Below are 15,241 nucleotides of genomic sequence, written 5' to 3'. Positions count from 1 at the left end.
TTACGTCTCTCTGTCGTCACGGGGTGACGTCAGGGAAGGTTTTGATGCGTTTAACCATTTAGTCAGTGCCGCATACATTTCTTCCTGCCGGAATGGCTTGCTTAAATGATCATCCATGCCACATTCCAGCGCTTTACGTTTGTCTTCCACCATGGCCGCAGCGGTCAGAGCAATAACCGGTACATTGATCCCTGATTCGCGGATTTGCCGGGTCGCTTCATAGCCGTCCATCACCGGCATCTGAATATCCATTAAAATAATATCAAAATGATGGCGACGCGTTGCAGCCACAGCCAGCGCCCCGTTATCTGCCATGGTGACATCCAGTCCAAGGTGACGTAACTGTTCACCCACAACTTCCTGGTTAATCTCGTTATCTTCTACCAGTAATACGTGACCGCTTAAAGCCCCTTCACGGTTATCCCTTACCCTTGCCCGCTCAGCTTTAAACTCATCAATTTCCCGTGGCTGAGGTAACTTAAACGGCACTTTTACTATAAAAGTCGTGCCCTCGCCCTGCCGGCTTGTTACTGAGATATTCCCGTCCATGGCGGTTGCCAGACGATGGCTGATGGTCATTCCCAGCCCTGTACCACCAAATTTGCGGCTGGTTGAAGAGTCCGCCTGCGTGAAGGCATCAAAGACTACCTTCTGCTGACTTTCCGACATGCCAATCCCGGTGTCTGTCACTGAAATTACCAGCAAGCATTCATGATCGTCGATATCTTCATACCGGCACACCAGGGTAACACTTCCCTCACTGGTGAATTTAATGGCATTGCTGAGTAAGTTCACCAGTATCTGCCGCAGACGCAACGAGTCACCGGTAAGCCAGGGGCGAAGTTTACCGTCGAAACGGAATTGCAGTTCAATCCCCTTCGCTTTGGCCTGTTCGAGAAACAAATCCCGCAACTGGCTGATAATGTCCTTTATAGAAAAAATCTGTTCCTCAAGTTCCAGTTTCTGCGCTTCGATTTTGGAAAAATCCAGAATGTCGTTAATAATACCCAGCAACAGCTCGCCGGAATGATTGATTTTTTCGAACTTGTCACGGAAGTTGGCCGGCGGCTCCTGGTTCAGCCCTAAACGGCTTAATCCCAGAATAGCATTCAGCGGCGTACGGATTTCATGGCTCATATTGGCAAGAAATTCACTTTTCGCACGGTTAGAACGTTCTGCGTCTTTAACCGCTTCAGCCTGAGCAAACTCTGACTCAACCAGTCTGCTGTTAGCCTGAGTCAAATCACGGGTCCGGCGTTTTACCTGATATTCAATTTCATCAGTATGCCCGGCCACAATAATAATGAACCAGCCCAGCAGCCCTGCGAACAATACAGAACCTGCCAGCAGTAAATGCACGCCCCAGGGCTGATAAAGAAAGCTGCTGCCGCTCACCTGCAGCAGCACCCAACTGTGGCCCCCGACTGTAATCGTTCTGACCTCATTTAGCGGAAAACGCTCAGCCAGGAAGCCCGCTTTGTTCTGTGCGGACTTATTCCATCCTGTAGTCAGGTATTCTACGTCTTCGCCGGAGAGATTTTGCCGGAACAAGGTGGACTGGCCGGACGGTGCCGCCGGATCAAAGACCAGTACGCCCAGGGTAGGCAAAAGAGAATCACCAAAGGCATTCTCAATCATTTCCCGAGCTTTCAAAACCGCAGTGGCATAACCGGAATGATTTGATCCAGTGGTTTTTCCACCCGGCATGAACATGAGTACGCCGGGCTCAGAGCGGTCTCCCTGAACAAGGTTGATAGGCGCAGTGGGGAATAAACGATGGCTGGACCACGCGTTATCCAGCGCTTTCCGGCGGGATATTTGTGAATATACATCCAGACCCAGAGCTTTTATGTTGCCCGTCATAGGCTCAATAAACGACACGATTACGTGGGTATCACGGTTATCTACCGCAACCATATCTTCTTTGGCATCCAGACCTTTCACTTCAAAATGAATGGTGGGGTCGAAGGCCTCATAACTCGCCTGCATAGCCGTTTCAAACGCCTTCAGTTCCCGCCCTTCCAGTCTTTCATTCCATGATAACCCGTGAATTGAAGGGTTCCGCTTTAACAGGTCCAGCGTAAAGACACGGTATTCTGAAGGGGTGACATCTTCCTGAATTCTGACAAAACCCGCCAGCGCCTGAAGGATATCCGAAACTTTGGACAATTCACCGCTGAGTGCACGCTCAAGGACGTTCACATTAACAGTAAACTCAACTTTGTGTTTTTCCATTTCCGTTTTGGTCACCAGCCAACCCAGCAACGCCGTGCAGGAGGTAATAGTGATCAGGGAATAGAATACAAAGCGGACCTTGGATACATGAGAAGACAGGGTTTTCGGTGTAAATACCAGTAGCCAGGGAATGATAAACACGATGCCGATAGCATCGCCCATATACCAGCTTACCCAGTTTTTAAACCAGTCCTGGTCAGAAATAACCCCCTGTGCCCAGAGAAAAATATTACTCAAAGTGGCGCCGGTTAAGGGGCTGATAATTGCTCCGAGCAATAAAAATTTCGCCACCACCGCAGGTCGCACAAAATTAACCGGCGCGGGAATGACACTGACAATCAATACCCGCCCGACCAGCGCCTGTGTTGCCGCGAACGCCCCCATCATGCCGGAAACAAACAATGACGGCTCTCCGCCGGCATAGTTTAAAGATATAATGAAATTAAGCACTGCAGCACCGGCGAATACACCAAATAATGCAAACGGGCCAAGCAAAAGTACGGCCAGCAGACCGAGGCCGGCAGCGGGCCAGACTACCGTAGCAAAACCGGGCGGAATGGCAGCCCATATACTGAGCAGTCCAAACAATATATAGCCTGTTGAGACCAGAAAAGTGGCCAGCAGTTTTTGCATGTGCGACTGAACTTTAAACATCTATTCCTTTACCTGACCTTCCACCTCAGAAAATCCTGTTTTTTTTCCGCTGCTACAACATGTTACACACGTAAACCGTGTTCAGCGTAACGCATTAAAACATAGTCTCTATACTATAGTTCAAATTTAAAGAAAAAATATTCTTCACCGCGCAGAGTTAATATAGAATCCCATACCTGTCGTAACAAACATTGGCCGGTCCCTTGCGGATCTGATGTGACCCCTGTATGGATTATCCCGTTCTGCCCCACGAAGACGCCCGCTTAAAAGCGTTGCACGACCTGAAAATTCTCGATACTGAGCCGGATGAACGGTTAGATGCGATAACGAAAGCCGCGCAAGCGTATTTTGACTGTAAGATATGTCTTATCAGTCTGATAGCAGAAGATCGCCAGTGGTTTAAATCCAGACAATGTCTGGATAAAACTGAGACGCCGCGAAATGTGTCTTTCTGTACTTATGCCATTGCCGAAGAAGAATACTTGATTGTACCTGATGCCACACAGGATAACCGCTTTGCAGGCAGTCCGCTGGTTAAAGGTGAACCCTTTATCCGCGCTTATGCTGGCATGATCCTGAAATCCCCGGATGGTTACGAGCTGGGTACATTGTGCGTTATCTATGACGCGCCCCGCACGTTTTCTGATCAGGATATCAATGTATTGCGGGACCTAGGCAAACAAATTGAAGAGATAATCTTCCAACATCTACGTTAAGTCATCGCTCCGTAAAAGGATGCTCAACCAGTAAAGGATACTATGACACGACAATCAGGACGTTTTCCGCCCGGATTTTACGCATTTCTCACCGGCAGAGGGCTGTTCAGTGTCATAGACTCCATATTAGGCACTGCTGTTGGCTGGCATTTATATCAGGCCACAAAAGATCCCTTCGACCTGGCGCTGGTAGGATTATTTCAAATCGTCCCGGTGTATGTTTTCTTTATCCTTACCGGCTGGGTTGCCGACCATATGTCCCGTAAGAAGGTACTGCAAACCGGGGCCGTTTGCTGGCTGGGTATCATTCTTTGTATCGCCTTTGAGATGCACGACGGTAACTTCAATAAGTGGGTTTTACTGTCGTTATTAATGGCACTCGGCACCGTCAAAGCGTTTATATCTCCGTCCATGCAGGCCATTGTGCCCAACCTGGTGCCCCCCTACCGGCTTGGCGCAGCCATCGCGATTACCAGCACCGTGTGGAATCTGGCACTAACCGCCGGTCCCTTCGTCGCCGGTCTGCTGATAGCGTTAATGGACTTCAAAGTGTACTGGACAGTATGCGTAATTTGCTTTGTGATCAGCATTTGTTTCTTGTTTCTGCCCCCGATTGGCCCTGCTAATACCCGAGGACAACGTAGTAAAAAAGCCTTGTGGGAAGGCGTACATTTCATGCAGCGAAATCCCATCGTACTGGGAAGTTTGTCGCTGGATTTACTCATCGTGCTGGGCGGTTCCGTCGTGGCATTGTTACCCGTTTATGCCGCGGACATTCTGCACACAGGTCCGCAAGGGCTGGGCATGCTGAGGGCCATGCCCGCTATCGGCGCGGTACTCATCGGCATTTATCTGTCGAAATTTAAAACCGACTTCCGCCACGCCGGTTATACACTATTCACTGCCCTGTTTGTCTTTGCCTGCTCGGTACTCGTATTTTCGCAGACGACCAGTATCTTGATAGCCTGCGCATGCTTATTCATTTATGGCGCATCAGATATGTTCAGCGTAGTTATCCGCGGCTCCGTTATTCAGCATAATACACCGGATGCACTACGGGGGCGTGTGGGCGCGCTGAATGCCATCTTCATCGCGTCATCAAATCAACTGGGGGATTTCAGAGCGGGAACGGTAGCTGCCGCAGCAGGACCCGCCGGCGCTGCATTGATTGGAGCAATCACAGCTTTTGGTGTGGTTGGATGGGGAATCTGGCAATTCCCCTCACTGAGAAAACTGACTTCAACGGATATGAAAGAAAAAGCCTGAGGCTTTAAAGATTGATCACCAGATTGTTTTCCACAATAAGCAACATCATCAGACCCGCAGCAAAACAATACAGTACCGGATCGGACACACAATCTTTCAGATAGTTTTTCATTTTATCAATACGGTGGTTCATAGCGGACTTCCCGTTTTTGGTTATCAACAACTTAAATTTACCACACATTAACAATTTTTAAACATTAAACTTTAGCATGAAGCTGCCTGCCGTGAAATCAGGCAACAGAGTCGCATGATTGCGTGTCTGCTCTTGCATAGCATCCGGCGACCGTTATATTCTGAAAAGGTAAATGAACAGGAACAATTTATTTCTCTGATGAAAGTCTTCACTGCATTTTTAATGGTTTGTCTGCTTGGTGTGTTCACAATGAACGCACAAGGGACTGTGCACGATCCTGCGCGGCACCATGCAATGCAATCTGTGGAAATGAATATGACCGGCCACATGCAGGACTATACAAAGTCTGATGCAATGATGTCTGGTATGACTCAGGAAGACTGCTGTAAACACGAGTGTCATTGTGATGTCTCTATGTGCCACAATAGCCTGTTCGTGCTGTCTCACTTTACGCACTTCACCGCAGCAGTTGTGGTGAGTGATACCATTAACACCATATCAGAACCGCTGACTGCTCATGGTGGTCCGCCCTTCAAGCCACCTATCCGGTTAAGTTAATTACAGTTAAGCACCTCCTGCATTGCATGCAGGCGGACATTACATTTTTAACCGGAAATAGTCATGAAAAACCAGGATTCGTCACGTCGTCGTTTTCTTTGCGGCGCGGTGACCTCTATGTCAGCGATGGCATTATATCAGGCCGCCCCGCGTTGGGCTGTTGCTCAGGGGAACACTGAATTTCAGACCAATAATAATGAAGTTAATCTGAAGATCAGCCAGCAAACATTTTCTTTTGGCAATAAGAAAAATAACACCATTACCATTAACGGTCAGATGCCGGGGCCACTATTACGTTTTCGCGAAGGTGAACGGGCAATAATTAACGTCAGCAATGCCCTCAGCGAAGACACGTCAATCCACTGGCACGGCATCATTTTACCCGCCAACATGGACGGTGTGCCGGGCCTGTCCTTTGCCGGCATAAAGCCGGGCGAAACCTTCAGATACGAATTTGATTTGCAACAAAGCGGTACCTACTGGTACCACAGCCACTCGGGCTTACAGGAACAGATTGGGCATCTTGGCCCGCTGGTTATTCATCCCGCTGACGGCAATATTGGTGCCGACCGCGAACATATGATCCTGCTGTCAGACTGGACCTTTGAAGATCCTCACGACATATTCCGTAAACTAAAAGTGTCTGAAGGTTATTACAACTACCAGAAACGGACCATTTTCGACACCTTAAAAGATGTGGAAGAGCAAGGCCTGGCCGATACATGGCATGTTCGCAGTATGTGGAACAGCATGCGGATGGATCCCAGGGATATTGCTGATGTGTCAGCCAGCGCATATACCTACCTGATGAATGGCCGGGATGCGGTGATGAACTGGGAGGCTCTGTTTAATCCGGGTGAAAAAGTCAGGCTGCGGCTGGTGAACGGTTCCGCCATGACCTATTTCGATTTCCGTATTCCGGGACTGGAAATGACGGTTGTCGCGGCCGACGGTCAGCCGGTAAAACCTGTCACCGTTGATGAAATCCGTATTGCCATTGCAGAAAGTTACGATGTGATTGTACAGCCCAAAGAGAACAAAGCTTATACCCTCTTTGCCGAAAGCTATGATCGCAGCGGCTTTGTTCGCGGCACACTCGCGCCACGGCCCGGAATGAGCGCCGCCGTCCCTCCCCGCCGGACGATTACTGAACGCGGTATGGATGCCATGAGCATGGATCATGGTGACATGGATCACAGTAGTATGAGCCACGACGATACTGGCCATGGCAGCATGGGCCATAGTGGAATGAATCATGCTGCTATGAACCATCCCCCTGCGGAAACAAGCGCCTCCGGCGCAACGACGCCCGGAGACCATAGTAGTATGGATCATAGCCAAATGAGCCATGGAAATATGGATCACAGCGCAATGAATCACGGTGGTCATGAAATGCAGGGCAGCGGCAAACCTGCCGTCGATGATATTGCCATTCATCACGACCCGGACGGACACGGTCCGGGGGCAGCGATGATTGCAGCGAATCCCCGTTCAAGACTGGACGAACCCGGTATTGGCCTGGGTAATGACGGTCGCCGGGTACTCGTTTATAAAGATCTCACCGGAGCACAAACCTGGGGGGACGAACGTGAACCGTCCCGCAACCTCGAACTTCACCTTACCGGAAACATGCAGCGCTACATGTGGTCATTTGACGGCAAAAAGTTCAGCGAGGTTGACGGACCGGTGGTGTTCCGCCACGGAGAAAGGTTAAGACTGGTGCTGGTAAACGATACCATGATGGACCACCCTATCCATTTACATGGTATGTGGATGGAACTGGAAAATGGTCAGTATCCCCGTCCACGAAAACATACCATCAGCTTAAAACCCTCAGAAAAAGTGTCATTACTTATCACCGCGGATGCTATGGGTGACTGGGCATTCCACTGCCATCTGCTCTATCACATGGAAGCCGGCATGTTCAGGGTAGTCAGTGTTCAGCACGGAGGGCATCATCATGGTTAAATTCAATCTTTTAGCCGTTGCTGTGCTCAGCAGTATTACATTCCCAACCTGCACACAGGCAGAGGATAAATCAGACTGGCCGTCGCCAATGATGGAAATGTCTGCCTGGCAAGTCATGCTCGACAGGCTGGAATTATCCCGTAATACAGATAAAGAAAATGTGTTTACCTGGGATGCCACCGCCTGGTACGGCGGCGATTATCACCGCGTTGTGTTAAGGACTGAGGGTGAAAATCAGCAAAACGATGGTCATCCCACCGACCTTGAAAGAACAGATATCAGCTACAGCTACATGATTTCATCTTTCTGGTCGCTGCAGGCGGGCCTTGGTCTGAAAGGTGAGATGTCGTCCGGAGAGAACGCCGAGCACTATGCAGTATTCAGTCTGACTGGCCTGGCGCCTTACTACTTTGAAACCGACTCCAGTTTGCTTATCAATGAAGACGGCGACGTTCAGTGGCTGAATGAGTTTGAGTATGACTTTTTGCTGACGCAAACCAGTTATCTTCAACCCAGGTTAACGGTGAATACCAACCTGACAGATTCAGAGCGCTTTGGCAGGGAGGCCGGAATTGAATCCGTGCGGTTCGGCTTGCGTTACCGTCAGGAAGTGGTGCGGGAGTTTGCGCCATACATTGGTGTTTACTGGCAAAAGCAGTTAGGACAAACTGCGAACACTACCGCTGCAAACGGTGAAGACACGTCCGAATTCGGCTTTATTGCCGGCGCGCGGATTTGGTTCTGACAATAAAAAAGCACAGCGGCCGTTGCTGCTGTGCTTTTGGTCTCTGGATAAGCCGCCGGGGCTGATGCCCCGGCCTGTTAAAATGCGGTATTAATCTGTACGCTCAGAATTTGCGCTTTCGCATGCTCTGTAGCGGTAAGATCGCTGACAATAGAGCCGATTGCACGTTGCTGAGATACCGCCGCTTCACGTCCTTTGATATACACGTAGGCCATATCCACACTGGTGTCGTCAGTCAGCGCCCAGGTTGCTCCGGCACTTACCCAGTGACGATCTGTGTCAGGAATGCTCAGTGAACGGTGTGCAAAACTCACAGCACCTTCATCATAAGCATAACCGGCACGCAGCGTCAGTTTCTCATCATACTGATAAGTAACACCTGCACTCCAGCGCCAGGTATCTTCAAAATCTTCTTCTTTGAGCAGCAAATCATAGCCACTGTCCAGATTCGCTTCCAGCTTGTCAAAGGTGCTCCAGTCTGTGTAATTCACACTGGCCTGCACAGACCATTGCTCATCAATTTCTTGATCGATGGCCAGCTCAGTGACTGCAGCGAAATTCAAATCCAGACTACCGCCCTGATTATACAGCTCAGCAACTTCAGGGATCAGCACACCCAGATCTGACTTAATTTCACCGGCCAGTTCCAGCTGTGTTTCTGCCCGGTAACTTAACGCCACATTAGTACCGTCAGCCGGTTGCCAGAATACACCGGCGTTCCAGCCATAGCCGATATCATCACCGGCCATTTCGACAATAGTCAGGTTGCCCAGCGCCGGATTGCCCATCACCTGACCAAAGACCTGAGGAATAGAGGTACTGATTTTCGCATCGGCATAAGTAACATTCAGGCCAAGCCCCAGACTTAATGTGTCCGTTGCTTTCCAGGCGACAGCCGGATTTACCGTAAAAGAGATGATCTCAGCTTCATCTGCATAATGCAGCGCATTGTAATCATCGCTGTAATCTGTCGACAGGCCGTAGCTGGTAAACAAACCAATACCCCAGGAGAACTTATCGTTAACCGGCGCAGCGTAAAATATGGAAGGGATGACGGCTGATTCAGCAATGTCTTCAGCACTGGCATCGCTGGTAATGGTTGCGCCGCCTACTGAGGTGGTCATGTCACCACGGATATCCACTTCGGGGTCAAGATAGCTGACCTGGGCGCTGAATTGTGCTTTATCAAACGCGGTGATAGCAGCCGGGTTGGTTGCCAGCACAGAAGCGTTTTCCGGCTTTGCAGCCTGACCCGCCATAGCGCGACCCAGTCCGTTCGCACTGTGTTCATTGACCTGAAAACCTGCAGAGAAAGCAGAAGAAGAGAACAGTCCGGCTACAGAAAGCGCAAGCGCTGTACGGACGAATAAAGGATGCTTCATAAAAACTCTATGATTATTGAAAAAGGGCCGCATCCTACTGGTACGACCGGTTACCTTCAAGTAAAACAAATGTAAATGCTTATTTTTAAGACGAATTACAGCAAAACGATTCGATAAAGCCCTGAAAACCACTGATAAGGGAAATGTTGCGGGGTGCTTTTAATTGCTATGATTCACTTTGCATAATAAAAATATCTGACCGGAAAAATCATGACACTCAGACACTTATTCACTATTTCTGCACTCACAGCCTCTTTGTGCTTCAGTGCAGGAAAAGCTATTGCAAGCACGCCCCAGCAAACAGAAAGTTTTGAAATGTGGCCTGGCGCACAGTACAGCCCGTCCATCCCCACGGTAAAATCGGTGCTCGGGTATAACACCGGCGAACGCATCACGACCCACAGTGATATGCTGACCTATTTCAAAGCACTGGCAGAAGCGGCTCCGGAGCGGGTCCATCTGGTTAAATACGCAGAAAGCTGGGAGGGCCGTGCGCTTATCTATGTTGCTATCGGTTCGCCCGAGCATATTAAGGACCTTGAGCCGTTCGCAGCAAATATGAACCGCCTGGCCGACCCCCGAAAAACTTCCCGTGTTGAAGCTAATAAGCTTATCGCTTCCCTGCCCTCGTCGGTATGGCTTCAGCACGGTGTTCACGGCAACGAAATCAGCAGTACCGATGCCGCAATGATGACGGCTTATCACTTGCTGGCAGCACAGAACGACCCGTTGACGGCGAAGGTGCTAAAAAACACACTGGTCTTTATCGACCCGCTGCAAAACCCAGATGGCCGCACCCGGTTTACGCACAATTACTATTCCTCCACCGGCTTACAGGACTGCGATGATCGCCTGAGCGTCGATCAGAATGAACCATGGCCCAGGGGCAGAAGTAACCACTATCTGTTTGACATGAACCGCGACTGGCTTGCCATTACCCAGCCTGAAACGCTGGGCCGGGTGAATGCCCTGAACCACTTCAAGCCAACGGTAGTCATTGATTTACACGAAATGGGCAGTGACTCCACCTACTTTTTCGTGCCGGCAGCGAGCCCGATCAACCCGCATATGCAGCAGGCACAGCTCGACAATAACGATTTAATAGGCAGAAACAACGGTAAACATTTTGACCGCATGGGTTTTGACTATTTTACCCGCGAAGTCTATGACGCATTTTATCCTGGCTATGGTGACAGCTGGCCTACTTTTTACGGGGCGTCTGCTGCCACCTATGAAGTGGCTTCTACCCGTGGAATGACATTCAGAAATAAAGACGGCAAAGTGAATCACTATCGGGATCCTGTGCAAAAGCACTTTGTTGCTTCCCTTTCTACCCTCGAGGCAGCCGCGGATAACCGTGAAAAAATCCTTAACGATTTTTATCAGTATCAGGTTAATGCTATTGAAGCCGGTAAAAAAGATGACGAGCGTACCTTTATTATTCCGGCAACCACCGATCGTGCCGGCAGCCACCGTCTGGCTACATTAATGGCGACCCACGGTGTCGAAGTAAAACAGGCTGGCGAATCATTTAAAGCATGTGGCACCCGGTATAACAAAGGGGCCTATATCATTGATACTGCCCAGCCCCGTGGCCGGTTTGTGAAAACCACTTTTACCCGCCAGGTCGATATGGCGGAATCATTCATCAAAGAGCAGGAACGGCGCCGGGCCCGCAAGCTGAACGATGAAATTTATGATGTAACAGCATGGTCTCTGCCACTGTTATTCAATGTCAAAACCGACAGTTGTGATGATGGTTTATCTGTAAAAGGCAGCTACGTGACACCTGACTTGCCCCTGAAAGGGAATGTGGATAAACCGGACGCCAGTGTGGCCTGGCTGGTGCCCTGGGGTGATGCCGCAGCCGGCCGTTTTCTGACAGCTGCGCTGCAACAGGGGATCTATCTAAAAAGTGCTGATGAAGCCTTCACTTCGACGATAAGCGCCGGTTTCCGGCCGGCACATTAATTATTGAAGTGAAAGCCAATGGCGAAGGCACCAGTGAGAAGATTGCCGCGCTTGCGGCACAAACCGGCGCGCTGGTAACAGGCACTGACAGCAGTTGGGTAACCGACGGTCCCAGCTTCGGCAGCCGCAGTACACCGGTGATGTCAGCACCCAATATTGCTATGGCCTGGGATTCTCCCACCAGCTCACTGAGCGCCGGCAGCACCCGCTTTGTTATTGAGCGGCAATTTAATTATCCGGTCACAGCAATCCGGACAGATATGCTGGCAAGCAGAAACCTCAACCACTATCAGGTGATCATTTTGCCCGCAGGCTGGTACGACGGAGCCTTAGGCCAGCGCGGCGCTGAAAACCTCAAGAGCTGGGTAAAACAGGGAGGTGTGTTAATCACTTTTGCACAGGCAACCGCTTTTGCAGCCTCACCGGATAACGGCTTGCTGGATGCAGACCCGGAATACAGCTTTAACGATGAAACGGTGGAAGCAGATGAACAGGCAGATCATCGTGGTCATGTTGCCGGTTCACATATTACTGATAAATCGCAACTTATACGCCGCATTGAAAACAATCAGCGTTCACCGGATTACGTCGCCGGAATCCTTGCGAAGGTTGAAGTGGACCAGGAGCACTGGCTTACCGCAGGGGTCAATCCTGAAGTGGTTTCGCTGGTAACAGGCAATACTATTTTTGCCCCCATGAAACTGGATGCCGGTAAAAACGTTGCCTGGTATAAAGGTGCTGATGAGCTGCTCGCATCCGGATATTTATGGGACGAGAACCGTGAACAGCTGGCTTATAAGCCATTTCTGATGGTGCAACCGTCCGGCGAAGGCATGGTGATAGGTTTTACCCAGGACCCTTCGAGCCGCGCATACATGGATGGTCTGAACGTCATGCTGTTGAATGCTATATTCCGTGGCGCAGCGCATGCATCACCACGACGCTGATCTGACGGTTAATCCTGTTACGGTTTCATCTTAACGTAACAGACTGGCATGAAGAATTAAGGTATTGTTATATTGTAACAATACCTTTTTTTATGAGAACACAATAATGATAACAAGACGACAATTCACCTTTGGCCTGGCGGCTCTGTCTGCAGGGAGCAGCGCATTCGGCGGGCTCGCAAATGCAGCTACTCAGCATGCCGCAGGCGGACTGCGTGCAGCGACCGGGTTTGGCCCGCTGAAACCGGATCCGGCTTCCCTGCTGGATTTACCGGAAGGCTTTACTTATAAAGTCATTTCAGCGCTGGGCCAGGCCATGTCTGACGGCCTGAATGTGCCGGATAAAGCTGACGGAATGGGCTGTTTTAAACTGGACGATCAGCGTGTGGCTCTGGTGAGAAACCATGAGCTTACCCCGAAAGACCGGACCTTACAGCCTGCATCGGTTGCCTCGCACAAAACTGCAGACGCCTATGACACCGCCCCCGACGGGAATGCACTGCCCGGTGGCACGACTACCATGGTGTATAATTTAATCACCGGTGAAACTGAAAGCCAGCATGTGAGTTTATGCGGCACAATCCGGAACTGTTCCGGTGGCATTACTCCCTGGGGCAGCTGGCTCACTTGCGAAGAGAGTATTGATAAGCCGTCGGCTTATAACAGTAAAGACCACGGCTGGGTTTTTGAAGTCCCCTCAACAGCACAAACCCTTGTCTCACCTCAGCCGCTTAAAGCCATGGGCCGTTTTAACCATGAAGCTGCAGCGGTAGATCCCCGTACCGGTATTGTTTACATGACGGAAGACCGGGGAGACAGCCTGTTCTACCGCTTTATTCCCGATGTGCCCGGCGATCTTATCAAGGGTGGCAGACTACAGGCACTGGCAATGAAAGCCAGTCCGGGTTACGACAGCCGCAACTGGGTTAACCCGGCAATGCCGCTGCAACAATGGCTCGACGCCAGCTGGATAGATTTGACAGACCCGGAGAGTCCGGAAGATGATCTCCGTAAACGGGGATATGCAGACGGCGCAGCCCTGTTCGCCCGTGGTGAGGGGATCCACTGGGGAGACGGTGAACTCTATTTTTGCTGTACCAATGGCGGCAAGAAGCAACTGGGACAAATTATGCGCTATCAGCCTTCTGCGTCTGAAGGCACAGAACACGAAGCAGCTAAGCCGGGCCGGCTGCAATTGTTCCTGGAAAGTACAGATAAATCTCTGTTTAACTTTGGCGACAATCTTACTGTTGCACCTTTTGGTGACTTAATTGTTTGTGAAGATCAGTACACAGAGGTCGTTGACAACCATCTGCGGGGTGTAACCCCTGATGGCAGCGTGTATCCTTTTGCCCGCTTACATGATCAAACTGAACTTGCCGGCGCATGCTTCTCACCGGACGGCAGTACCCTGTTTGTTAATTTATATTCACCAGCCAGAACCGTTGCAATAACTGGTCCCTGGTCAGCCAGAAGCTGATAATACCTGTTTACCGGACAGCCGGATAAGGCTGTCCGTTTCCCCCTCCCCACCTGAGATGTTTATTTTTTATTCAATTTTGCACTAAACCCCGGGCAGAACCGTATGCTATCCTGAAAATGCTGCATAGCAGCATAACTTAAGGAACAGGCGATGAAACCACTGAAGATAAATCTCGCTTTACAGGGTGGCGGGGCCCACGGTGCTTTCACCTGGGGAGTGTTAATCAGGCTGCTGGAAGAAGAGTGGCTGGAGTTTGACGGCATCAGCGGCACCAGTGCCGGCGCAATGAATGCTGTAATGCTGGCTGAAGGCTGGCGTAAAGACGGTCGCCGGGGTGCAGCGACGCAACTGGATGCATTCTGGGAAGCCATCGCTGACAAAGGTATACAGATGCCCATGCCGAAAATATTGGAACAATCACTGAACAAATGGTGGATGAGCATGTTTCAACATTTTTCCCCCTACGACATCAATACGATGGACATCAACCCGCTGCGGGATGTGCTCGATGAAATCACTGATTTCAAAGCATTGCAGCACCACTCCCCTTTTCGCTTATTCATTGCCGCAACTGAAGTGACGACGGGAAAACTGGAACTCTTCAATGAACAGGAGCTGACCGTCAGTCACGTTCTGGCTTCCGCCTGTTTGCCCAACGTATACAAAGCGGTGACGATAAATAATAAGCACTACTGGGACGGTGGCTACGCGGCCAATCCGGCTATCTTTCCGTTGATCCACAGTTGTGACGCTCAGGATGTTCTGATTGTACTGCTGCAACCGTTACAACGGGGAGCACTGCCTGTCCGTTCGGAAGAAATCAGTGACCGCATCAGTGAACTCACATTTCACTGTGCTTTTTTGCGGGAGATGCGCTCAATGCTGGATATTAAAACCTCGTCTCAACGATGGGGCTGGGTTTCCGGAGATTTTGAGAAACGTATACGGGCCACCCGCACCCACATCATAGAAAACAGTGAATTAATGTCTGCCCTTGACCAGATGAGTAAGTACGACAATTCAAGGGCGTTCCTTCTGGAACTGAAGGAAGAAGGTATTAAAACTGCCGAACAGTGGCTGGAAACCAGCACCGGAGATTTGGGGAAAAGAGACAGTTGCGATTTACCCGGACTTTTTGGTTAAATCTTATTGATAAAGATTCTCATTTGCATTAAGATGATTT

At 50.1% G+C, this 15,241-nt stretch carries 12 protein-coding genes; 9 read left to right on the top strand and 3 right to left on the bottom strand.

Going from position 1 to position 15,241, the window contains the following annotated elements:
• Entirely contained in the window at positions 1-2,889 is a 2,889-nt protein-coding gene (locus AC4PME_RS13370; RefSeq protein ID WP_491045686.1) for a response regulator, read from the bottom strand.
• Positions 2,890-3,116: 227 nt separating this feature from the next.
• On the opposite strand from AC4PME_RS13370, the gene AC4PME_RS13365 reads away from it, so the two are divergent.
• Positions 3,117-3,605 carry a GAF domain-containing protein gene (locus AC4PME_RS13365; RefSeq protein WP_491045685.1) on the top strand — a complete coding sequence of 163 codons (489 nt, stop codon included), beginning with the start codon at positions 3,117-3,119 and terminating at the stop codon, positions 3,603-3,605.
• A gap of 42 nt (positions 3,606-3,647) precedes the next feature.
• Complete coding sequence (locus AC4PME_RS13360) at positions 3,648-4,871, top strand: MFS transporter (protein ID WP_491045684.1); 1,224 nt, start codon at positions 3,648-3,650, stop codon at positions 4,869-4,871.
• Between the two features lie 4 nt (positions 4,872-4,875).
• Here AC4PME_RS13360 and AC4PME_RS13355 read toward each other — a convergent pair whose 3' ends face one another.
• Entirely contained in the window at positions 4,876-5,004 is a 129-nt protein-coding gene (locus AC4PME_RS13355; protein ID WP_269748665.1) for a hypothetical protein, read from the bottom strand.
• Between the two features lie 249 nt (positions 5,005-5,253).
• Between AC4PME_RS13355 and AC4PME_RS13350 the strand changes: the two genes are divergently transcribed.
• The 3 genes from AC4PME_RS13350 to AC4PME_RS13340 all read left to right on the top strand — a co-directional run bounded on the left by AC4PME_RS13350 (position 5,254) and on the right by AC4PME_RS13340 (position 8,275).
• Positions 5,254-5,562 (top strand): hypothetical protein, encoded by a 309-nt coding sequence (locus tag AC4PME_RS13350; protein ID WP_491045683.1) that lies wholly within the window; start codon positions 5,254-5,256, stop codon positions 5,560-5,562.
• Between the two features lie 63 nt (positions 5,563-5,625).
• Positions 5,626-7,530 (top strand): copper resistance system multicopper oxidase, encoded by a 1,905-nt coding sequence (locus AC4PME_RS13345; RefSeq protein ID WP_491045682.1) that lies wholly within the window; start codon positions 5,626-5,628, stop codon positions 7,528-7,530.
• A complete protein-coding gene (locus AC4PME_RS13340) occupies positions 7,523-8,275 on the top strand; it encodes a copper resistance protein B (protein WP_491045681.1) in 753 nt (250 codons plus the stop codon). The genes AC4PME_RS13345 and AC4PME_RS13340 overlap by 8 nt, the downstream gene beginning before the upstream one ends.
• A 77-nt stretch (positions 8,276-8,352) precedes the next feature.
• On the opposite strand, the gene AC4PME_RS13335 is transcribed toward AC4PME_RS13340, so the two are convergent.
• Positions 8,353-9,657, bottom strand: a complete 1,305-nt coding sequence (locus AC4PME_RS13335) for a porin (RefSeq protein ID WP_119500953.1) — start codon at positions 9,655-9,657, stop codon at positions 8,353-8,355.
• Positions 9,658-9,867: 210 nt separating this feature from the next.
• On the opposite strand from AC4PME_RS13335, the gene AC4PME_RS13330 reads away from it, so the two are divergent.
• From AC4PME_RS13330 to AC4PME_RS13315, 4 genes are all read left to right on the top strand, one after another.
• The gene (locus AC4PME_RS13330; protein ID WP_491045680.1) at positions 9,868-11,628 is read left to right on the top strand and encodes a M14 family zinc carboxypeptidase; all 1,761 of its coding nucleotides are present in this window, start codon (positions 9,868-9,870) and stop codon (positions 11,626-11,628) included.
• Positions 11,629-11,636: 8 nt separating this feature from the next.
• A complete protein-coding gene (locus AC4PME_RS13325; protein ID WP_491045679.1) occupies positions 11,637-12,575 on the top strand; it encodes a hypothetical protein in 939 nt (312 codons plus the stop codon).
• A gap of 106 nt (positions 12,576-12,681) precedes the next feature.
• A complete protein-coding gene (locus AC4PME_RS13320) occupies positions 12,682-14,055 on the top strand; it encodes an alkaline phosphatase PhoX (RefSeq protein WP_491045678.1) in 1,374 nt (457 codons plus the stop codon).
• 153 nt (positions 14,056-14,208) lie between these two features.
• Positions 14,209-15,201, top strand: a complete 993-nt coding sequence (locus tag AC4PME_RS13315; RefSeq protein ID WP_491045677.1) for a patatin-like phospholipase family protein — start codon at positions 14,209-14,211, stop codon at positions 15,199-15,201.
• Positions 15,202-15,241 lie beyond the last annotated feature (40 nt).

Source organism: Alteromonas sp. (genome assembly GCF_984505615.1).
The sequence above is the reverse complement of the archived record's forward strand: the minus strand, read 5'-3'. Positions and strand labels throughout refer to the sequence as shown.